At 47.2% G+C, this 19,903-nt stretch carries 17 protein-coding genes; 8 read left to right on the top strand and 9 right to left on the bottom strand.

Annotated features, from left to right (window positions below):
- Positions 1 to 661: 661 nt before the first annotated feature.
- The gene (locus tag HMPREF9999_RS01130) at positions 662 to 985 is read right to left on the bottom strand and encodes a hypothetical protein (protein WP_009751992.1); all 324 of its coding nucleotides are present in this window, start codon (positions 983 to 985) and stop codon (positions 662 to 664) included.
- A 386-nt stretch (positions 986 to 1,371) separates the two neighbouring features.
- Here HMPREF9999_RS01130 and HMPREF9999_RS09795 point away from each other — a divergent pair, with 386 nt between their 5' ends.
- Positions 1,372 to 2,322: a hypothetical protein gene (locus HMPREF9999_RS09795; RefSeq protein ID WP_198144603.1), complete on the top strand. Its 951-nt coding sequence runs from the start codon at positions 1,372 to 1,374 to the stop codon at positions 2,320 to 2,322.
- 144 nt (positions 2,323 to 2,466) lie between these two features.
- Here HMPREF9999_RS09795 and HMPREF9999_RS01120 read toward each other — a convergent pair whose 3' ends face one another.
- Positions 2,467 to 4,656: a glutamine synthetase III gene (locus HMPREF9999_RS01120; protein WP_009751988.1), complete on the bottom strand. Its 2,190-nt coding sequence runs from the start codon at positions 4,654 to 4,656 to the stop codon at positions 2,467 to 2,469.
- A 444-nt stretch (positions 4,657 to 5,100) separates the two neighbouring features.
- Here HMPREF9999_RS01120 and HMPREF9999_RS01115 point away from each other — a divergent pair, with 444 nt between their 5' ends.
- Both HMPREF9999_RS01115 and HMPREF9999_RS01110 read left to right on the top strand, forming a co-directional pair.
- A complete protein-coding gene (locus tag HMPREF9999_RS01115; protein ID WP_044062852.1) occupies positions 5,101 to 5,487 on the top strand; it encodes a rhodanese-like domain-containing protein in 387 nt (128 codons plus the stop codon).
- Positions 5,480 to 6,520 carry an aminodeoxychorismate synthase component I gene (locus tag HMPREF9999_RS01110; RefSeq protein ID WP_009751986.1) on the top strand — a complete coding sequence of 347 codons (1,041 nt, stop codon included), beginning with the start codon at positions 5,480 to 5,482 and terminating at the stop codon, positions 6,518 to 6,520. The genes HMPREF9999_RS01115 and HMPREF9999_RS01110 overlap by 8 nt, the downstream gene beginning before the upstream one ends.
- A 229-nt stretch (positions 6,521 to 6,749) precedes the next feature.
- Here HMPREF9999_RS01110 and HMPREF9999_RS01105 read toward each other — a convergent pair whose 3' ends face one another.
- Positions 6,750 to 7,187 (bottom strand): cupin domain-containing protein, encoded by a 438-nt coding sequence (locus HMPREF9999_RS01105; RefSeq protein WP_009751985.1) that lies wholly within the window; start codon positions 7,185 to 7,187, stop codon positions 6,750 to 6,752.
- 127 nt (positions 7,188 to 7,314) lie between these two features.
- Here HMPREF9999_RS01105 and HMPREF9999_RS01100 point away from each other — a divergent pair, with 127 nt between their 5' ends.
- From HMPREF9999_RS01100 to HMPREF9999_RS01090, 3 genes are all read left to right on the top strand, one after another.
- Positions 7,315 to 8,220 (top strand): helix-turn-helix domain-containing protein, encoded by a 906-nt coding sequence (locus HMPREF9999_RS01100; protein ID WP_009751984.1) that lies wholly within the window; start codon positions 7,315 to 7,317, stop codon positions 8,218 to 8,220.
- Positions 8,221 to 8,392: 172 nt separating this feature from the next.
- On the top strand, positions 8,393 to 9,103 hold the full coding sequence (locus HMPREF9999_RS01095) for an aminotransferase class IV (RefSeq protein ID WP_009751983.1): 711 nt from the start codon (positions 8,393 to 8,395) through the stop codon (positions 9,101 to 9,103).
- Between the two features lie 15 nt (positions 9,104 to 9,118).
- A complete protein-coding gene (locus HMPREF9999_RS01090) occupies positions 9,119 to 9,694 on the top strand; it encodes a sugar O-acetyltransferase (protein WP_009751982.1) in 576 nt (191 codons plus the stop codon).
- A 192-nt stretch (positions 9,695 to 9,886) separates the two neighbouring features.
- Here HMPREF9999_RS01090 and HMPREF9999_RS01085 read toward each other — a convergent pair whose 3' ends face one another.
- The gene (locus tag HMPREF9999_RS01085) at positions 9,887 to 11,167 is read right to left on the bottom strand and encodes an SO_0444 family Cu/Zn efflux transporter (protein ID WP_009751981.1); all 1,281 of its coding nucleotides are present in this window, start codon (positions 11,165 to 11,167) and stop codon (positions 9,887 to 9,889) included.
- Positions 11,168 to 11,425: 258 nt separating this feature from the next.
- On the opposite strand from HMPREF9999_RS01085, the gene HMPREF9999_RS01080 reads away from it, so the two are divergent.
- Positions 11,426 to 12,229: a DNA alkylation repair protein gene (locus HMPREF9999_RS01080; protein WP_009751980.1), complete on the top strand. Its 804-nt coding sequence runs from the start codon at positions 11,426 to 11,428 to the stop codon at positions 12,227 to 12,229.
- A 340-nt stretch (positions 12,230 to 12,569) separates the two neighbouring features.
- Here the strand turns inward: HMPREF9999_RS01080 and groL are convergent, their stop codons facing one another.
- The 5 genes from groL to HMPREF9999_RS01055 form a co-directional block, all read right to left on the bottom strand.
- Entirely contained in the window at positions 12,570 to 14,207 is a 1,638-nt protein-coding gene (groL, locus tag HMPREF9999_RS01075) for a chaperonin GroEL (RefSeq protein ID WP_009751979.1), read from the bottom strand.
- A 65-nt stretch (positions 14,208 to 14,272) separates the two neighbouring features.
- A complete protein-coding gene (locus HMPREF9999_RS01070; RefSeq protein WP_009751978.1) occupies positions 14,273 to 14,545 on the bottom strand; it encodes a co-chaperone GroES in 273 nt (90 codons plus the stop codon).
- Between the two features lie 450 nt (positions 14,546 to 14,995).
- Positions 14,996 to 15,307: a hypothetical protein gene (locus HMPREF9999_RS01065; RefSeq protein WP_052316448.1), complete on the bottom strand. Its 312-nt coding sequence runs from the start codon at positions 15,305 to 15,307 to the stop codon at positions 14,996 to 14,998.
- Between the two features lie 220 nt (positions 15,308 to 15,527).
- Complete coding sequence (locus tag HMPREF9999_RS01060; protein ID WP_009751974.1) at positions 15,528 to 16,232, bottom strand: DUF2461 domain-containing protein; 705 nt, start codon at positions 16,230 to 16,232, stop codon at positions 15,528 to 15,530.
- Positions 16,233 to 16,325: 93 nt separating this feature from the next.
- The gene (locus HMPREF9999_RS01055) at positions 16,326 to 16,790 is read right to left on the bottom strand and encodes a low molecular weight protein-tyrosine-phosphatase (RefSeq protein ID WP_009751973.1); all 465 of its coding nucleotides are present in this window, start codon (positions 16,788 to 16,790) and stop codon (positions 16,326 to 16,328) included.
- A 215-nt stretch (positions 16,791 to 17,005) separates the two neighbouring features.
- Between HMPREF9999_RS01055 and HMPREF9999_RS01050 the strand changes: the two genes are divergently transcribed.
- Positions 17,006 to 19,849 carry a family 20 glycosylhydrolase gene (locus HMPREF9999_RS01050; RefSeq protein ID WP_009751972.1) on the top strand — a complete coding sequence of 948 codons (2,844 nt, stop codon included), beginning with the start codon at positions 17,006 to 17,008 and terminating at the stop codon, positions 19,847 to 19,849.
- The last annotated feature ends 54 nt before the right edge of the window (positions 19,850 to 19,903 follow it).

Here is a 19,903-nt window from a genome sequence, read left to right as displayed (position 1 = left end):
AGTTCACAATGAACTCGGGGCTTTTTTGTATTTATGTGCTACTATAGGTTGGAGCAAGTTACATGCGTTTCAACGCAGATTCTACACCCCTAACTAGTTATTTGCTGATATTTTGTGTTTGTACACTCCTATGTTTGGGTGACATTTACATGAACTCTAATATGCTTTTCTGCGCTATTTAGTGGTGTTCCTGCAAATATTTGTCTATAAACGCTTCTGTTCGTAGGAGTAAATGTATGAGCTTAAACTGCATTTCTGCGCTGATTTACGGTGAACTTAGAGCTGTAGGGCTTTTATAGGCACATATCTTGTGGAATCTTTAAGCTTCATCTTTCAGGTATCCTCATCCTTCTTCGAGAAGTCCTCCTTGTTTCTTTTGATTATCTTCATTATTATCCTGCAAATCATTTTCTTCTCCGTGCTATTTCTCCTTGTTTTCTGAGAAGTTTTCATCCTTCTTCGAGTAGTCCTTCTTGTTTCTTTTGGACATGCTCATTATTACCCTGCAGATCCTTTTCTTCTCCATGTAATTCCTCGTAGTTTTCTGAGGAAGTCTCATCCTTCTTCGAGTAGTCCTCCTTGTTTCTTTTGAATATCTTCAATATTATCCTGCAAATCATTTTCTTCTCCGTGCAATTTCTCCTTGTTTTCTGAGAAATTCTCATCCTTCTTCGAGAAGTCCTTCTTGTTTCTTTTGGACATCCTCATTATTACCCTGCAGATCCTTTTCTTCTCCGTGCAATTTCTCCTTGTTTTCTGAGAAATTCTCATCCTTCTTCGAGAGTCCTTCTTGTTTCTTTTGGACATATTCATTATTATTCTGGAAATCTTTTTCTTCTCCGTGTAATTCCTTGTAGTTTTCTGAGGAAGTCTCATTCTTCTTCGAGAACTCCTCCTTGTTTCTTTTGGACATCTTCATTATTATTCTAGAAATCTTTATCTTCTCCGTGCAATTTCTCCTTGTTTTTGAGAAATTCTCATCCATCTTCGAGAATTTCTAGTTTTTTCTTATGTAGTGCCTAGTATTTTCTTGGTGTTTTCCTTGTTGTTGTTTGAGCTATACTCGTTGTTTCTTCAAAGAATCTCAGGATTATTTGTGCAATTGCTCTTTTATATCTACATTTGCGCTGTGATGTAGATAGGTTTACAAGATTGCTCGCATGTACTTGTGCGTAAGGCGATTTCGTTTCTATCTTTCTCGCGTAATCTAGCTCCTTTCTCACGCAATTATGTCTCTCTTTGGCTCAATTTTAATCTTTTCTCACGCAGCTTTTGTCGTCTTTCTTGCTATTTGTATTCCTTTCTTACACATTTTCGTCTCGTATCTTTATACCCTTTACCATGATGCGCGCATTATTTATCGGCTTAGCTATGACATTAGGCATAGCAGAGTCACCAGCTCAAAGCACGTTTTCAGAGTCTTATGGCACTCCTGCATTCGTACAGTCAAAGTATCACTCTCTTTCTACCGCTGTAGCCTATCCTGCAAAGGCTACTGTGGATCTCCGTATAGGTAATAATATGTCGATACAACGTGAGGATCAAAAGGCACGTTTTGTAACTCTTGTAGATCCAGATTCGGTGTATGACGCCACCTATAAGGTATATGCTGCCGAACTTTTAGATTTTGCAGTTGAATATATGACTTATAATCAGGCAGACCGTCTTAGTCTTACGCTTAATGGTAAGACATACACTGCAAATTGTATTGATGGAGGTTCTGATGTGTTCCTTAAGAATTTGGCACATTCCTACAAGACAACTCCAACTGGTGAAGAGTTGCGCTTGAAGGTGGCAAAGGATTTCCCTTTGACTGCCAAAGATAAGAGCAAGCTATGGTTACGGGCTAATAGTGAGTTCGTTTTTACGGTCAATGAGAAATCCACGTTACAAGATACACATCCTGACTTTAGTCAAGCGTATTCCCGCATCGCCCCTTTTGTATCAACTGAGCAAAAGGAAAAAGCACTGTTCCTTTACGGCTTTTACATGGCATATATGAATGGAACGATGTATGATGCTTCCAATAACATTTGTGATGCCTTGATAAAGAGTTGTGCCCCCAAGTACTTTAAGCCATTTGTTGTTGAGCGAAAATGGGATTACGACATCTTCTTGGATACACAAGATTGTGTCGAAGCGTATATGAATTCTCTGTTTATCTCTCCAATGCCCGACGATTATTTTGAAGTGCGTCTGAGGTGGCCAGCGGTGGAGGATAACAGACAACAGACTATAAGCCAGGAAACACGTATCCGCGTGCATGTTGTCCAGTCAAAGGGCTCCTATCAAATCGATAATGTGATAAGCATGAATGAATAGCATCTCTACTATTGCTATCCCGTAAATGCAAATGCAATTTTAGCGCTATACCATAACGTAAAGGGCTGATACTTCAACGGAAGTATCAGCCCTTTTTATTTTGATAAAATCACTTTTATAGGACAAGTGATGCACTAGCATCGTTTATCTCACGAAGAGAAGCTCACGATATTTGGGGAGTGTCCACATTTCGTCCTCGACAATCAATTCAAGTTTGTCGATATGTCGGCGAATCGCGTGAAGATAAGGCTCCACCTCATCGTGATAAGCCACGGCAAGATCGCGCACTGAGGAGAGCTTGTTCACAAACTTGCGCTTATTCACCATTTCGTCCACAGCATTCACGATGAAGTCCGTGTGCGCATTGATTTTCTCGATGAGCGTCACGTTGTAAGCACTCAGTTGTTTCGCCTTTTCTGCAGGGAAAGCACTGAAAATCTTGCTCACATTGTCCACCAGCACGCTTTGATATTTGGTTGCAACGGGAATAATATGATTCATACAAAGGTCGCCCAGTACGCGGCTTTCGATTTGCACCTTCTTGTAATAGATTTCCCATTTAATCTCGTTGCGAGCAGCGAGTTCGTTGCGTGTCATCACGTGCATACGCTCAAACATTTCAATGCTCGATTCGTCGAGATAGCGATCGAAGACAATGGGGCAACTTGTCTCGCAGTCCAAGCCACGGCGGAGCGCCTCCTTTTGCCATTCTTCAGAATAACCATTACCATCAAAGAGAATAGGGCGACAAGTGTTGATGTCCTCACGAAGCACCGTGAGAATCGCTCTTGTGCGTTCAGTCCCTTGAGCAATCAGCGCATCCACGCGAGTTTTGAAGTTGCACAAAGCCTCTGCCACGGCAGTATTTAGCACAATCATCGCTGTAGAGCAGTTCGCGCTAGACCCCAAAGCGCGGAATTCAAAGCGATTACCCACGAAAGCAAAGGGCGAAGTGCGGTTGCGGTCCGTATTGTCTACGAGAATTTCGGGAATCTGTGGTATATCCAGCTTCACCCCTTGTTTTCCACCCATAGCCGTAAGTTCGTCCGAACTAGAATTAGCCACGGTGTCAATCAATTCGCTCAATTCCTTACCTAAGAAGGAGGAGATAATAGCAGGAGGAGCCTCATGTCCGCCGAGTCGGTGTGAGTTAGTTGCACTCATGATGCTCGCTTTGAGCAAACCATTGTGGCGGTATACCCCCACCAAAGTCTCCACCACAAAGGTGAGGAAGCGGAGGGTCTCTTCAGGTGTCTTGCCTGGAGAGTGAAGAATCACGCCTGTGTCAGTAGTCAGTGACCAGTTGTTGTGCTTACCGCTACCATTGACCCCCGCAAAAGGTTTCTCGTGCAACAAGCAGCGGAAGCCATGTTTGCGTGCGATGTTGCGCATGAGCGACACGAGCAACATATTGTGGTCTACAGCCAAGTTACATTCTTCGTAAATCGGCGCAAGTTCAAATTGGTTAGGAGCCACCTCGTTGTGACGAGTTTTGCAGGGAATGCCTAATTCCAAGGCTTGGATTTCCAAATCGCGCATGAACTCTGCCACGCGCTCAGGGATAGCACCAAAATAGTGGTCTTCCATCTGCTGATTTTTCGCACTATCATGCCCCATCAGCGTGCGACCCGTGAGCAAAAGGTCTGGGCGAGCCGCATAAAGTCCTTCATCTACAAGAAAATACTCCTGTTCCCATCCCAGATTGGTGGAAACTTTTTGCACATCATCATAGAAATATCGGCAAACCTCCAAAGCCGCTTGGTTCACTGCTGCAAGCGATTTTTTGAGCGGTGCTTTATAGTCCAGTGCTTCTCCTGTGTAGCTGATGAACACAGTGGGAATCATGAGCGTATCGCCGATGATAAACACTGGACTAGCAGGATCCCATGCGGTATATCCACGCGCTTCAAAGGTGGAACGAATACCGCCGTTCGGGAAAGACGAAGCATCAGGCTCTTGTTGCACAAGTAGTTTGCCAGAAAACTCTTCCACCATGCCACCTTTGCCATCGTGTTCCACGAAGGCATCGTGCTTTTCTGCAGTACCCTCCGTGAGCGGTTGAAACCAGTGTGTGTAGTGAGTCACGCCCATTTCGATGGCCCACTGTTTCATGCCTTGCGCAATCACGTTGGCCGTAGGGATGTCGAGCGGAGTACCGTTGTCTAGTGCCTGCACATACTGTTGATAAGTGCGGAGAGGGAGATACTTGCGCATCTTCTCTTGCGTAAAGACATACTTGCCGTAGTATTCTGACGGACGTTCGGCTGGAGCAGCCACAGGCACGGGACGTTTCTTAAACGCCTCTTCGACCACTTTGAATCTCAATGTGCTCATTCGTGAGGAGTGTGTGAGGAAAATAAAGGGATGAAGTGAAAATTCACTAGCGAAGTTACGAAAAAATCAAGGTAAAATCCCTGCTCATCTCTGTTTTTCAGTGCGTTCCCCTATTGTGGTAAGTTATTTTTGCAGAATATATGCTGGTTTGCTATTTTGTCTTTGCAGAATTTGTGTGCTTATCTGCCTAGATAAGCCAAATGAAATAGAGTTCTTCACATCTCATGTTCCTAGAGATAAAAGTCCACAAGTGCAGTCTTAAAGCAGTAGAGGGGAGTCTTATAGAACTCGTACACGATAATTCTGCTCATGCACTTGGCACTTTCCGTAGAAAAGCGTATTTTTGCCTATGTGCAAGCGCATCGAGTGCTGCACGAAAAACTTAGACTAGTTCTTAGAAACTCCTTCATTGAAGGCTTAGAACATGTCTTAAATCTCTTGGTTATGTCACGATTTATAGCTCAAATCTTCAAATCCCTCAAAAAGCTCTTTAAGTCCATGCTCCCTTTTCCCTCCCTTTCTGTCAGTGAATTTGAAGCCTTCTTACAATCCACTCCCGATGTTCAACTCATCGACGTACGCACCCCGCTAGAGTATGCAGAAGGACACCTCCCAGGAAGTACCAACATGGACGTAATGGCTCCAGATTTCCTGCCTAGAGCACAGACCCAACTAGATGCTAATCGCCCCGTAGCAGTATATTGCCGGAGTGGAGCGCGTAGCAAACAAGCAGCCATGTTCTTGGCTCGACTAAAATTTCAAGTCACAGATTTAGATTCTGGTTTCCTTGGTTGGGCAGCAAGCGGGCGTGAAGTGGAGAAAAATGCCTAATCTGTCTCCTCTTTTACGACCCTTCTCTCACGATGTGGCCACCGCTCAGCAACTCATGAACCAGTGGGGTGCTGAGCGGCGGCCTTTCTTCTTTGTGTTCAATTATCAGGTTTCTGAGGCCATAATGATTCCGCTCGAAGATTGGCCAGGCACAGCCCTTGCATTTGAATTCACTGGTCGTGTAGATGCAAGTTTTTCTCCGATTTCCGCTGGTCATCTTTCCACTTGTTCATCCCTGCCGTCGCAGATTGAATGGGAAGTCTCAGCACCAACTTTCAGCGACTACCATCGTGCGTTTCACATCGTCCAGCACCACCTTCATCGAGGCGATAGTTTTTTGACCAACCTCACCTTTGCTGTGCCCGTGTGCACCAATCTCACGCTGGCGCAACTCTACACTTCGGCACGCGCTCCCTACAAACTCCTTTGGCCAGGGCATTTTGTTTGCTTTTCGCCTGAGCCTTTTGTCGAAATCGCCGATGGCACGATTCGCACTTTTCCCATGAAAGGCACGATTGATGCCACCTTGCCCCAAGCCGAGCAGACCTTGCTCGCCAATGCCAAGGAGCAAGCCGAGCATGCCACCATCGTAGACCTCTTGCGCAACGACCTGAGCCAAATTGCCACGGAGGTGCACGTGGCACGCTATCGCTATGTCGAAGAGATTCACACCCATCGTGGCGCGTTGCTCCAAACGAGTAGCGAAATCGTGGGACGTCTGTCCCACAACTATCTCTCGCACCTTGGCGATCTACTCATGCCCCTCCTACCAGCTGGGAGCATCACAGGAGCACCCAAGCTTGCTACGGTGCGGAGCATCGCCGAAGCCGAGACCTACGATCGCGGCTATTACACTGGCATCATGGGCTGTTTCGATGGAACCTCCCTGCAAAGTGCCGTCATGATTCGTTTTGTCGAAGAGCAGCCAGACGGCAGTCTAGTGTTCAAGGCAGGAGGTGGCATCACCACGCGGAGTGATGCCGAGAGCGAATATCAAGAATTACTCGACAAAGTCTATGCGCCTATTGGATAGCTCCCTTTCTTCGTAGAGTATTGTAGAGCATGGGGCCACTGATTTTTTTGCGATTTATCCCCCTCCTTTAAGCTGCATTGTGCGCAATTAGGAGATATACCATAACGAAGCGTTGAGCAGATAGTCCAACGCTTCGTTTGTTTAGTGAGTTGCATGCGGTGTAAGGTAAAAGCAGTCAGCTGTTTTTCCTCACAATTCCTAGCCATCGTGGTGATTGACGATAGAGGGTTTACATCATAATTCCATCATTCATAGGGCTATCCTCTTCACCGAAAGAGTCTGCCTTATATTGCACGCAGAGCATCAGCATTTCAGAGTCGCCAGTGTTTTTGAAATTGCGCACACCTTTGGGAGCCACGCGCACCACACTACCTTCTGTGATAGGGAAAAATTCGCCATCCACCTCAAATTCTCCACTTCCTTTCAAGAAGAAATAGAGTTCTTCGTGAGTCTTGTGTGCATGTCGTGCAGCATAGTCTTGACCAGCTGCCAGACTTTGGAAGGAGATTTCAGCACCAGTGGTTTGAAGAGCCTGTCCCAAAAAGGTTTTGCCAGGGATGGTGATTACACCGAGGTCAAGGGCATAGTCCTTGATTTCGTTTAACTTGCCCACGTTTACTGCTGTGAAGTGGTTGCCTTGATTCTTTACTTCTACTTGTTTAGCCATTTTCTTTGAGTTTTTAGGGTTTTAATTACAAGTGCAAAGGAACTGCATTTGGCGTAATCTCTTTCTACCCTTTATGATATATACTCTGCCATTTTGATAAATCATCAAGAAGTTGTACATTTGTGTCATGAGAACTCCGTCTCTTCCCTTCACCCTCACCACAGTACCCTTCAGCCGCACGCGTTGTGGGGTAGACTTCAATATCGCTGTAGGCGACTATTCCGACCTACAAGGTGCACTCATGGAGCATCCGACCTTCAAGACAGATTATTTTCAGCTTTTCTTTTTCGACAAAGTCAAAGGCAATTTGCGATATGGCTTTCAGCAAATCGAGTTGAAAGATCATAGTGTTTTGGTGCTTTCTCCCCATGTGCAACAAGAGTGGCACATCGAAGAAGGAGAGGTTAAGGCGCGTATCCTATTTTTCCGCCACGACTTTCTCAATATCTATCTGGCAGATCCCTTCTTCACCTATCGTTTGCTCTATTGTCATCAAACAGACTTTGCGCCCATTCTTGATGTTCAATCCGAACATTGTATGGAATATGATCAGGTGTTGAATCGCATTCAGCAAGAGTTGGCGCATCCTGTGGGCGATAGTTATCACATCATGGTGTCGTTGTTGCACTATCTTCTCATCTTGCTCAATCGGCAATATGCCACTTCTTATGACCTTCCCTTTGCAGCTCCTAAGAATTATCACGCTTATGAGTTCAAACAACTCCTCGAACAGCACATTCGCACGCATCAGCAAGTGGCTGACTATGCCGATATGCTCCACATCAGTCGCGTGACCCTCAATGCAGCAGTGCAAGCGCAGTATGGACAAACGGCTACTCATCTCTTGAAAAAACGCTTGTTGGCAGAAATCAAAAATGAGATTCTATTTACCAACAAGACAGCCAGCGAACTAGCCTACGAGTTTCATTTCTCGGAACCTGGACACTTTATGCGCTTTTTCAAGAAGCAGACGGGGCAAACCATTACTGAGTTTAAGGAGGAATACAAGGGACATCATATAGCTTCTGCATAGAGTGGTAGGAGCTTGCTCCCATTTTCCTGCATAAAAAGTCGGAGAGTTATGTATAGAATCTCCGACTTTTTCTAAAAGTTCTCCGAGATATTTTGAAAAAACTCCGAGAACTTTTTAGAAGTCTCCCACGTTTTTAGTCCAATCTTCGTAGATAGCTCAAAATAGCTCACTGATGTTTGACCAACTCTTCCAAGAATCCTTGATTTATTTACCCGATTTTCAGGCGAATGCAGCACCTTCATCCCTAATCTGTGAATTGGTGGAGAGCCTTTGTCTCATTGATGGGGAAGTGCTACGCTGGCCTTTCCATCTGGCTCGCATGCAGGCGGCATGTCAAGCCTTGGTGTGGCGAGATGTCAGCAAAGAGTTGCCCAAGCACTGGGCTACCGCTTCAGCACAAATGCCCGAAGATTGTCGCCAAGGTCGCACGATGGCGCGCATCGTCTATGGGGCAGAGGGCATTCGCTCCATTACCTTCCGGAGTTATTCCCCACGGTTGGTACGCTCGCTCCGCCTAGTTGAGGCCAATCATGTGGACTACGCCCTTAAATCTACCAATCGCAGGGCAATCATGGAGTGTTTCGACCAACGCAATGGCTGCGATGATGTGCTCATGGTGCGAGATAAGTGTTTCACAGACACGTCGATTGCCAACATCGCCCTGTGGCACGAGCAGCAGAGACGGTGGTATACGCCGGCACGTCCTTTGCTCCGCGGCACGCATCGAGCTTTTCTGCTGCGCACTGGCACAATCTTTGAAGACTCCGCGCTGACTCTCGATCGCCTTTCGGAATTTTCCCGCATCCGACTGTTCAATGCCATGCTGGCATGGGGAGAAATCGAACTTCCCATGGTAGCCCTCCTTCCTCTCACAGCCCATTAAATCTCAGTTTATCCCATGACCGAAAAAGAAAAAATGCTTGCAGGGCACATCTACGATGCTTGCAACCCTGAAATTCTTATTGAACTTTTTACCACTCAAAATGCAGTCTTTGAGTACAATCAGATTCGCCCTACCGACCATGCCCTGCGCACGGAAAAAATCAAGCAAATTTTAGGCAAGACGGGCGAAAGAGTGATTGTCAATCAGCCTTTTCATTGCGATTATGGTAGCAATATCTCAGTGGGCGAAGGCTTCTTTGCCAACTTCAATCTCACCGTTCTCGACGAAGCTCCAGTCACCATTGGCGACAACTGTTTCATTGGCCCTAATGTCGGGCTTTATACGGCTTGTCATCCCACAGATCCCGTGGCGCGCAATTCACGACAAGAGTGGGCAGAACCCATCACCATCGGGCACAATGTGTGGATTGGTGGGGGAGTCACCGTCTTACCTGGTGTCACCATTGGAGATAATGTCACCATCGGTGCAGGAAGCGTGGTGGCTAAGGACATTCCCAGCAACTGCGTGGCGGTGGGCAATCCCTGCCGTCCAGTGAAATGGCTAGAAGAGAGTGAGCAGGATTCCCAATGATGCTTTAGGTAGCTCCTCGCTTTATGAGAATAGCGACACTGCACAGAGAAATTCTCTAGTGCAGTGTCGCTATTTTGTTGAGGAAAGGGGGAAGAGATTGGAAGGAAAACGCGCAGTTCGCTGTTGAATCTGTGCCCCATCTCTAGGTTATATCAGAGCAATCTGACGGATGCTCAGGAGGAGTGGCAGGTTTTATTCCGGTTTTGGTTTGAGTTGATAGCCCATCTCTGCTACAGCTTGGAGGAGAGCTTCGTCCGAAGCCGTGCCGATGACTTGAGCTTCGGCATCTTCGAGTGACACTGTGGCTTGGGTCACTCCCTCCACTCCGAGAATAGCGCGTTCCACGTGGTTGCGACAGTGATTGCAGGTCATGCCTTCCACGGCAAACTTGCGCACGGGAGTGGCAGAAGAAGATGATTGGTCGATGGTTAATTCCGTTTGCGGATGCAGTTTTCTCCACAGTGGAAGCGCGATGAAGACATAGATCAAAAGCGCACCAAGGAGGAGCGTGCTTGCCCATTGAAACCACGGAGTTTCTATGTGGCAGCTAGCATCTGTAGGCGCGGCAAAGTGGGTGAACCATGTGCGTGGGAGCGCATAGTCGATGAGGAGTGCAAAGCCCACTGCGCCGAGAATAAGCGATGCGAGATAGACGATGAGATTGCGACGTCCCAAGGCGCGATGCACCACTAGCACAGAAGCCATGTTGGCTGCTGGACCTGCCATGAGGAGAATCAGGGCTGCACCAGGCGAGAGTCCCTTGAGCATGAGCGCGGCTGCGATGGGTATGCTTCCGGTAGCGCAGACATACATGGGGATGGCGATGAGCAGCACCACAAAGTAGCTGAGGAAGGGAATTTCTGCGAATTGCACAAAAAAGTTGTCGGGCACAAAGAGGGTGATAAGTCCAGCAACGACCAAACCCATCAAAAGCCATTTGCCAATGTCGTGCATCATATCGACAAACCCATAGCGGAAGGCGATGCCCAGTTTTCCAAGAAAGGAGGGTTGTTGCGCCTCGATGGTGCAGGTAGCTTTGCTGATTTCTGCATCTACTGCCGCTTTCTGAGCTTCAGTTTCGAGGGGGGCAAATCGATTCATCATCATTCCGCCAAAGACAGACGTGACCAGTGCTGCCACAGGACGAACTATCGCAAAAGGAAGTCCAAGGAGAGAGTAGGTTGCAAAGATACTGTCCACTCCCGTTTGAGGAGTAGCGATGAGGAAAGCGGTGGTAGCCCCGCGCGAAGCCCCTTCTTTGCGCAGCGACATAGCGGTGGGAATCACCCCGCATGAGCAGAGGGGTAGGGGAATGCCGAAGAGCGCGGCATAGAGTACGGAGCGGAGGTCGTTTCCGCTGAGATATTGGCTGTAAAGTCGTCCAGGCACGAAGGCGTGCATCAGTCCTGCGATGAAGAAGCCGAGGAGGAGATAGGGCGACATCTCGTGAATGAGTCGGAGTATTTCTTGCATAAGTTTAGTTTTTTGTGTGGTATCTCAAGACGTTGTCCTAAGGTAGAGGGGGCGAAAGGAAGACTCTAACGTCTAAAGTCTAGCTTCTAACGTCTATTGTCTAACGTCTACCTTCTAACGTCTAATCTCTATTCCCCTGCAAAGTTACATTTTTGTGGATAATCAGGCTGATTTTGCCTAATAAATGATTTTAATGCAGTGAAAAATACCTATTTTTGTAGTCGTTTCTCCGTAATCTTTTGTTCAACTCTGCGCACTATGTACACGATTCACAGCCAAACCATCGACCAACACCTTTTGTCGCTTGCCCAACGTGGCAATATGGAGTTCAACCAACGCTTGCATCCCAACATTCCTGGTGTGCTGGGAGTGCGTATTCCCGATTTGCGCAAACTGGCGAAAGACATCATCAAAAGCGGCACGCAAGAAGACTATTTGCAGGAAGCCGAAAGTTTGGCAGCGCACTATGTTGCGCTAGAAAAACTGCATGAGTCTGAACAAAAGAATGGAGCATCAGTACAACCAGAAGCGGATTTCGGATGGATGGAGGCCCGAACCCTGCATGGGCTTGTGCTGAGTCAGTGGCGTGTCACCGACGTGGCTGACTATCTGCAACGTGTGGCGCGATGGGTGCCCAGCATCCACAGTTGGTCGGTGTGCGACATCTTTAGTTTTTCGGGTGGAAAACGCTGGGTGGCAGCGCACGAAGGGGAGGTTTGGTCGTTCATCTTGCCCTATTTCTCGGCACAGCGCACCTACGAAATTCGTTTTGCTGTGGTGATGGGATTGCAGTATTTTGCAAAACCAAGCCATCTAGCACTATTCTTAGCGCAACTTGCTGCCATCACTCACGAAGACTACTATGTGCGCATGGCAGTGGCGTGGGCGGTGGCCGAATGTTTCACCCATTGTCCCGAAGAGACCCAAATGTGGTTGGCACAAAATCTCCTTCCTGCATGGACACACAACAAGGCGATTCAGAAGATTCGTGAGTCTTATCGCATTGATGCGGAGACCAAACGCGAATTGCTCTTGCTCAAACGTCCAGTGGATAAGGGGTAATGGCGGTGGTGACCTAGCTGAGGTGCGACACATCGACACTATCCACGGGCATCCTTTGCCACAAATGTGAGCGATGGGGGAATTTCTCCCGATTAGGTACAAAAAACAGGGTGTTTCATAAAGGGCAAACTGCTGTGTTATTTTCGATATTCAGCTTTGGTCACGTACTTCAGTACGCTCCCTTCAGCCTCCATCTCAATGCCTTGCATTTTATCCCTTTATAAAACACCAAAAGGAGATGCTGCAAAAATGAGTTTTGCAACATCTCCTTATCTTTGGAGCTCAGTGCTTGAAGGGCTATGTAAGTCTTCAGCGTTGAACTTAAGGGAAGTGTGGGAGATTACATCATGCCGCCCATGCCACCCATGCCGGGAGCACCCATGGGCATTTCGGGAGTATCTTCCTTCTTGTCGCAGATCACGCATTCTGTGGTGAGGAACATGCCAGCCACTGATGCTGCATTTTCAAGCGCAACGCGAGTTACCTTGGCAGGATCCACAACACCCACTTCGCGAAGATCGCCATACGTGTCGTTCTTTGCGTTATAACCGAAGTTTCCTTCGCCTTCGCGCACCTTATTTACGACAACTGCGCCTTCCACTCCAGCGTTCTTGCAGATTTGACGGAGAGGTTCTTCGATAGCACGGCGGATGATTTGGATACCCGTGTTTTCGTCAGCGTTGTCGCCAGAGAATCCTTCGAGAGCAGCTTGAGCGCGGATGTAAGCCACGCCACCACCAGTCACGATACCCTCTTCGACAGCAGCGCGAGTGGCGCAAAGTGCATCGTCGCAACGGTCTTTCTTTTCCTTCTGTTCGGTTTCGCTGGCAGCACCTACTTGGAGCACGCACACACCACCAGAGAGTTTGCCCAAACGTTCTTGGAGCTTCTCCTTGTCGTATTCAGAAGTGGAGTTCTTGATTTCGTTCTTAATCTGTTGGATGCGCTGAGCGATGGATTCTTTGTCACCATGGCCGTCCACAATAGTCGTGAAATCCTTAGAAACACTCACTTTGTCGGCCGTACCCAACATGTCGATTGTGGCTTGTTCTAGCTTCAAACCCTTCTCTTCGCTGATAACTACACCGCCGGTGAGCACAGCAATGTCTTCGAGCATGGCTTTGCGACGGTCGCCGAAGCCAGGTGCTTTCACTGCACAAATCTTCAATTGTGTGCGCAAGCGGTTTACCACGAGAGTGGTCAATGCTTCACTGTCCACATCTTCAGCAATGACGAGGAGAGGACGGCCGCTTTGTACTGCAGGTTCGAGCACGGGCATGAACTCTTTGAGGTTGGAAATCTTCTTGTCGTAGATCAAGATGTAAGGGTTCTCCATTTCGCAAGTCATCTTCTCAGGATCGGTCACGAAATAAGCAGAAAGATAACCACGATCGAACTGCATACCCTTCACAGTCTTGAGGACAGTGTCGCGACCTTTAGCGTCTTCGATGGTAATCACGCCATCTACAGACACTTCGCGCATGCCGTCGGCAATGAGCTTACCAATTTCTGCATCGTTGTTGGCAGAGATCGTGGCTACTTGTTCGATTTTGTCGTAGTTAGTGCCCACTTGTTCGGCCTGTGCTTTGATGCTTTCCACCACTTTACCCACGGCCTTGTCGATACCGCGCTTGAGGTCGAGAGGATTAGCACCAGCAGCCACGTTTTTCATGCCTTCGGTGAGAATGGCTTGTGTGAGCACGGTGGCAGTTGTGGTGCCATCACCTGCATCATCACCCGTCTTAGAGGCTACGCTCTTGACGAATTGTGCACCAGCGTTTTGGAAGGGATCATCGAGTTCAATCTCTTTTGCTACGCTCACACCGTCTTTGGTGATGCGAGGTGCGCCAAATTTCTTTTCGATGACCACGTTGCGACCCTTAGGGCCAAGGGTTACCTTCACTGCATTGGCCAAGGCGTCGGCACCTTGACGGAGAAGTTCACGAGCATCTACGTCGTATTTAATATCTTTTGCCATTGTTGTATGCTATTTTTGAGAGAGTAATAGGAAGAAGTAGGGGAGGGAGTGTGTAATGCTTAGACTTATTTCACTACAGCCAAGACTTCACTCTGACGAACGATGAGGTATTTTTCGTTTTCTACTTCGATTTCTGTGCCAGAATATTTGCCATAAAGCACGACATCGCCCACTTTGAGCACCATTTCTTCGTCCTTGGTGCCTTGTCCTACCGCCATCACTTCGCCCTTGAAAGGCTTTTCTTTGGCTGTGTCGGGGATGATGATGCCACCAATGGTCTTTTCTTCTGCGGGCGCGGGCTTGATGAGTACGCGATCAGCTAGAGGTTGGATATTCATTGTCTTATATCTTTATGTGTTTGAAATGCAATGAGAAATTGTCGATGTTTCTTCGACATCTTTTCTTTGTTTTTCTCGTTGGAGAGATTAGAGTACGCAGCAAATGCTTGCTTTGTTGATTTCATAGAATGCAAAGTTCCTGCCAAACTTGTTTTTTATTTTATAAAAACGACATTTTGTCAGTTACAGTCTGCATGAAAAACAGGCGATTGAACAAATGTATACGCTGAAATAGTGAAAGGTACAAAAAAACTCAGGGGAATCAAGGGGAAACTGCTGCGTTATTTTCGAAATTAGCTTTGGTCACATACTTCAGTACCTTCCCTTCACCCTCCATCTCAATGCTTAGCATTTATTCCTTTGTCAAACAAAACGGAGATGTTGCAAAACGAGTTTTGCAACACCTCCGTTTATGCTGGAAGTGCAAATTGCACTAGAAAGGGAGCAAGGTTACTTCTTGTCGCAGCTCTTTTTGTCGCCACAACCTTGTTCGCCGCAGCAACCCTTCTTTTCGTTGCATTCCTTTTTGCAGTCGTTCATGCAACCCTTCTTGCAAGATTTCTTGTCTTCCTTCTTGCAGCACTTTTTGTTGTCCTTTTTGTCTTCTTTCTTGCAGCACTTTTTGTCGCCGTTCTTGCAGCAAGCCTTTTGTTCTTGCTTGTCATCTTGCTTTACGTCTTGTGCAGCAGCATTGAGACCGAAGGAGAGGAGAGCGGCGAATGCGAGGCATTTAGCCGCAGCGTTTGCATTGAATAGTTTCATGTTGTCTGTTTTTTGTGGTTGTATGAATGTTATTTGTCAGATAAATCTGTTTTATCTCCCGCAAAAGTATATTTTTATTATAAGACTTCCAAGAAAAATGTATAGGAAAATTCGAGAATTTAAGTTGGAAAAACATTTTGAACGCTCAGAATAGCGCAATAAGCAACTTGAGTTGCTAAATTGGGATTTCCCAAGGTGTTGCCCAGCCTCTACCAGTTTCTTATTCTTCTTCTCGAGCAAAGTCTATGGCTCTGTTGATATAGTTGAGGAAAGGTGTCGTAGTGCTAAAGTATTGGGCTAAGCGTTCAGGGAAATCTGCTGCAGTAACTTCCTCTGTGGTTGGGGCAAAAGCAAGACAAAAGCTTTTAAGGCGCAGATATTCACTCCAAGGTGCATCGGCAGGAAAGCCTTTGGGATTTCGTTTCAGCTCATTGAAGTGCAGGAGTTGAAAGCGAGTGTCGGCTATTTCACGCACTAGTTTGTCGAAATCGCCCTCGCCGTCCATGATGTCTTCTCGAAGGATGCGAAGTGCTTTGGGCTCGATGCAGTAATGCCCTGGGGCAATGATGTGTTGCGATTCCCAATGTATGCCTCCAAAGTCCGCGGCATTCTGGTCTGCGCCCAACTGGAAATAATAGCCAGAATAGCCCGATTTCTTACCGCCACGCGCAATGAATAAGCCCATGTGTCCTTTGTAGGGACGCTTGTCTGCCGAGAAACGGGTGTCGCGTTGGATGCGATAGGTCACATCTTTTGCCGTTAGTCCAGCCACGGTAGGGTCAAACTGGGCAATCTGCGCAATCATGGTTTCGGCAAAGGCATGAAAACGGGATTGCGCAGCCTTATATTCCTCTTTGTGAGCGTGAAACCATTCTCGATTGTTGTTGGCTTGGAGCTGTTGAAGGAAGTTGATGACAGATTTCATAGAAGAGTATAATCTAGTAGTTTGGGAGGTTGTCTGAAAAGGTGGATAGCCTTATTACAAATGTCTATGGCATTATTCTATATTTCATTGCTTCTATGATAATTGCGTGAGCAAATGCGCACAAGCATCCTCGCAGAGGTCAATCACGAGGTCGAAATCAGCCAGAGTGCCGTAGTAAGGGTCGGGAATTGACGTGAAATCAGGATGCGCTGTGAGATAGTCGGAGAGCAACACCACCTTGTTCATCAACTCTGGTTCAGGGCATTTTTCGCGCAGTCTGCGGAGATTGTCTGCATCCATGGCAACGATGCAATCAAAGGTGCGAAAATCTTCTGCGGTCATGGGACGAGAATGGTGTGTGAGTGCGTAGCCACGCGCTGCGGCTTGTTGGCGCATGCGATGATCAGGGAGTTCTCCTTCGTGATAGTCTATCATTCCTGCCGAATCAATGGTAGGAAAGTCCGCAACTCGACCAGTTGATTTAACTTTTTGGCGAAAAACTTCTTCGGCCAACGGAGAACGGCAGATGTTGCCAAGACAAATAAAAAGGATCTTCATAAGAGGCTAGTGAGTATATGCTTGAATGCTGCACAAAGATACGAGATTTTTTTGAGGTGATAGTATCTTTCTCATGAGAAACAGGACGTCTATCTAAGAAACTGCGATGAGAAAGAGCAACTCCTCTGGAGTTTTTGTATCTTTGTATTCAACTATCGTTTGATAGATATCCTATTGTATTAGATAGATACGTACATCTCTTCTATTCTCTCCTTATGTTTAGATTACCATTGAAACTAGTTAGCCTCATTTGTGCTGGTGCTTTCTCCTTATCTTCGCCTGCGAAAACAGAACATCTCCTTCCTCGTCCGCTACAACTCACCAAGCAGGCAGGGACTTTCGCCTTGCAGCGTGCACTTCGTTTGGAGGATGCAACCCAAACGCCGCTACTTCGCAAAGTGCTCTCCGCAAGTGGGGCTACTTTCTCTGAGAGTGCACAGGCAGTGGTGCGAGTTATAGTGGACAAATCGCTCAACACCTTTGATTATCCATTGGCTGGATTTGGTAATGAAGGCTATCAATTGGACGTTTCTCCCCACCTGATTACAATCACTGTGGCTGAACCCATCGGCGTGGTGCGAGCGGCACAAACGCTACACCAACTCTCACTGGGCACCGAAGGCAGTCCGCAGATAGAAGCGCTGACGATGACAGATTTTCCAGCCTTCAAAGTGCGTGGAGTGATGCATGATGTGGGGCGGTCTTTCATTGATATCGAAGAACTAAAGCGACAAATTGATTTATTGGCTCAATTTAAGGTCAATGTGTTCCATTGGCATTTGACCGAAAATCAAGCGTGGCGCTTTGAAGTCAAGGCTTTCCCTCAACTCACCTCGGCAACTTCCATGACGCGCTTCCCTGGAAAGTTCTATACTCAGGCTGAGTGTCGCGAATTGGAGGAATATGCTTACGAGCGCGGTGTGACGATTATCCCCGAAATCGACATGCCCGGTCACAGCCAAGCCTTTGTTCGCGCCATGGGACACGATATGCAGACCGAGCAAGGCATGCAAGAATTGCAAACTATCCTAGAGGAGGTGGCGAAAGTCTTTGTGCGTGCGCCTTATATTCATTTTGGGGCTGATGAACATACGATAACTTATCCGAACTTCCTCAATACGATCATCGACAAAATCCATAGTCTTGGCAAAAAGGCCGTCGTGTGGAATCCCATCAATGGAGTGGCTATCCAAAATCACAAGGTGGACATGACACAGATGTGGAGCACACGCGGAAAATTAGTGAAAGGGATTCCTAATATTGACTGTCGCTACAATTATACCAACCACTTTGATGTCTTTGCCGACCTAGTGGGCATCTACAAAAGTAGCATCTATTATGCTGCGCGTGGGAATGCAGAAATCGCAGGGACGATATCTTGTCCGTGGAACGACCGCAAACTCCCCACGCAAGACGACATTGTGGTACAAAACAACTTCTATGCCAACGCACTTGCCTCTGCGGAGCGTGGATGGATAGGAGGTGGCAAAGAATATGTCGAAAAGGGTGGGGTGATGCTCCCATCTTCAGGTGAAGAATATGAGGAATTTGCCGATTGGGAACGGAGATTCCTCTATCACAAAGCCACGACTTTGCAGCAGGTGTCCATTCCCTATGTGCGCCAAACGAATGTGCAGTGGGCAATCACAGAGGCTTTTCCCAATCATGGCAATGCAGCGCAGAGGTTTCCCCCAGAAACGGAAGGTTTGAAGAGTAGTTACACCTATCAAGGTCTGACTTACACCACAGGATATGCCACTGGAGCTGGCATCTATCTGAGGCACACGTGGGGCGAAGGCACGATTCCTGCCTATTATGCCCAGCCGAAAGAGAACACCACGGCTTATGCTTGGACGTATGTCTATTCGCCCAAAGCACAAGATGTAGGTGCGCTCATCGAAATCTATAATTATGGCAGATCGGAGAAGGATCTTGCTCCGAACAATGGGCATTGGGATCGAATGGGGGCAAAGATTTGGCTCAACGATAGGGAAATCCCGGCTCCTTCTTGGAAGAATGCGGGTAAGACATCAATGACCAACGAAAATTTGTTGGAGGACGAGAATTTTACAGCCCGTCCTGCTGCACCAATTTCCCTCAAAATGGGGTGGAACAAGGTGCTGCTCAAACTTCCCTTCAATCCGAATGGCACGCGCCTCAAAAAATGGATGTTCACCTTCGTACTCACCGACAAGAGCGGACGTAATGCACTAGAAAATGTGATCTATTCGCCTGACAAAATCAAAAGTATTGTCGCTGGACGTTTGGCGCAGTTGGTCAAGGAAGTCGAGCGTACACTTCGCGATAAGGTGGGGAATCGCCCAGGGTATTACCCTCTTTCGCTCGCTGAGGAGATAAATGCTGTCCTCCATCAGGTGAAAGGCGAAGACTTCTCCACACTCTCCGACGAAAAGAGTCAACAACTCTTCACGCGACTCCAAACAGCCTATGAAGCCTTGTTGCAATCTTTTGTCAGCACCAGTGTGAATATGCCGCTCACCCCCAGTGAAACGGCAAATGTGTTGTATGAAATCTCCACGCCTCTGCGTGACAAACTGTTGCTTACTTTGCAGCAAGTGGGCAAACCGATGGTGAGTCAGAAAAAAGCCACAGAGAAAAGTTTATGGCGATGCTTGTTGCGCGAGGATAATACCTACGATTTGCGAAATTATTCTGACAATTCCTACATTTCTCCTATCGTTGTGGGTGAGAATCTGGTAACCACCGCCATGCGGCCTGTCAAGGGGTGGCAATTAAAATCGGCTTCCACTTTTGGGCTCTTCACGATAAGCAGCTCAGATGGCAAACAGTTCAATCAGGGCAATGGAGGAAAAGGTTTCCGTTTGCTAAATTGGGGCAGTGGAACTAATAGTACCGACACAGGATGTCAGTTTCTTTTCACCCCAGTGCGCATGGAAAATGGTGTGATCACAGGAGTGCAGAAAGCGGCAGCCGCGCTTGCTGGCACTGCTCAATGGTATGATTTGCAAGGACGTCCCATAGTCAGCACTTCACGAGGCATTCTTGTGTCGGAAGAAGGGCAGAAGATAGTGCGATAATGCCTTGATTTTTGAAGACAAAACCCAAATAAGAATGGGGCAATGCTACATGAT

It is taken from the genome of Alloprevotella sp. oral taxon 473 str. F0040, from assembly GCF_000318095.2.
GTDB lineage: Bacteria > Bacteroidota > Bacteroidia > Bacteroidales > Bacteroidaceae > Alloprevotella.
Note: the sequence above shows the minus strand (reverse complement) of the source record. Positions and strands in the feature narration are given on the sequence as shown.

What these genes read in the sequence shown, in the direction of transcription:
- HMPREF9999_RS01110 (WP_009751986.1), top strand. Translation starts at nt 5,480, where the DNA reads ATGCCTAATCTGTCTCCTCTTTTACGACCCTTCTCTCACGATGTGGCC.
- HMPREF9999_RS01090 (WP_009751982.1), top strand. Translation starts at nt 9,119, where the DNA reads ATGACCGAAAAAGAAAAAATGCTTGCAGGGCACATCTACGATGCTTGC.
- HMPREF9999_RS01050 (WP_009751972.1), top strand. Translation starts at nt 17,006, where the DNA reads ATGTTTAGATTACCATTGAAACTAGTTAGCCTCATTTGTGCTGGTGCT.
- HMPREF9999_RS01065 (WP_052316448.1), bottom strand. Translation starts at nt 15,307, where the DNA reads ATGAAACTATTCAATGCAAACGCTGCGGCTAAATGCCTCGCATTCGCC.
- HMPREF9999_RS01085 (WP_009751981.1), bottom strand. Translation starts at nt 11,167, where the DNA reads ATGCAAGAAATACTCCGACTCATTCACGAGATGTCGCCCTATCTCCTC.
- HMPREF9999_RS01055 (WP_009751973.1), bottom strand. Translation starts at nt 16,790, where the DNA reads ATGAAGATCCTTTTTATTTGTCTTGGCAACATCTGCCGTTCTCCGTTG.
- groL (WP_009751979.1), bottom strand. Translation starts at nt 14,207, where the DNA reads ATGGCAAAAGATATTAAATACGACGTAGATGCTCGTGAACTTCTCCGT.
- HMPREF9999_RS01060 (WP_009751974.1), bottom strand. Translation starts at nt 16,232, where the DNA reads ATGAAATCTGTCATCAACTTCCTTCAACAGCTCCAAGCCAACAACAAT.
- HMPREF9999_RS01105 (WP_009751985.1), bottom strand. Translation starts at nt 7,187, where the DNA reads ATGGCTAAACAAGTAGAAGTAAAGAATCAAGGCAACCACTTCACAGCA.
- HMPREF9999_RS09795 (WP_198144603.1), top strand. Translation starts at nt 1,372, where the DNA reads ATGACATTAGGCATAGCAGAGTCACCAGCTCAAAGCACGTTTTCAGAG.
- HMPREF9999_RS01115 (WP_044062852.1), top strand. Translation starts at nt 5,101, where the DNA reads ATGTCACGATTTATAGCTCAAATCTTCAAATCCCTCAAAAAGCTCTTT.
- HMPREF9999_RS01130 (WP_009751992.1), bottom strand. Translation starts at nt 985, where the DNA reads ATGGATGAGAATTTCTCAAAAACAAGGAGAAATTGCACGGAGAAGATA.
- HMPREF9999_RS01080 (WP_009751980.1), top strand. Translation starts at nt 11,426, where the DNA reads ATGTACACGATTCACAGCCAAACCATCGACCAACACCTTTTGTCGCTT.
- HMPREF9999_RS01095 (WP_009751983.1), top strand. Translation starts at nt 8,393, where the DNA reads ATGTTTGACCAACTCTTCCAAGAATCCTTGATTTATTTACCCGATTTT.
- HMPREF9999_RS01100 (WP_009751984.1), top strand. Translation starts at nt 7,315, where the DNA reads ATGAGAACTCCGTCTCTTCCCTTCACCCTCACCACAGTACCCTTCAGC.
- HMPREF9999_RS01120 (WP_009751988.1), bottom strand. Translation starts at nt 4,656, where the DNA reads ATGAGCACATTGAGATTCAAAGTGGTCGAAGAGGCGTTTAAGAAACGT.
- HMPREF9999_RS01070 (WP_009751978.1), bottom strand. Translation starts at nt 14,545, where the DNA reads ATGAATATCCAACCTCTAGCTGATCGCGTACTCATCAAGCCCGCGCCC.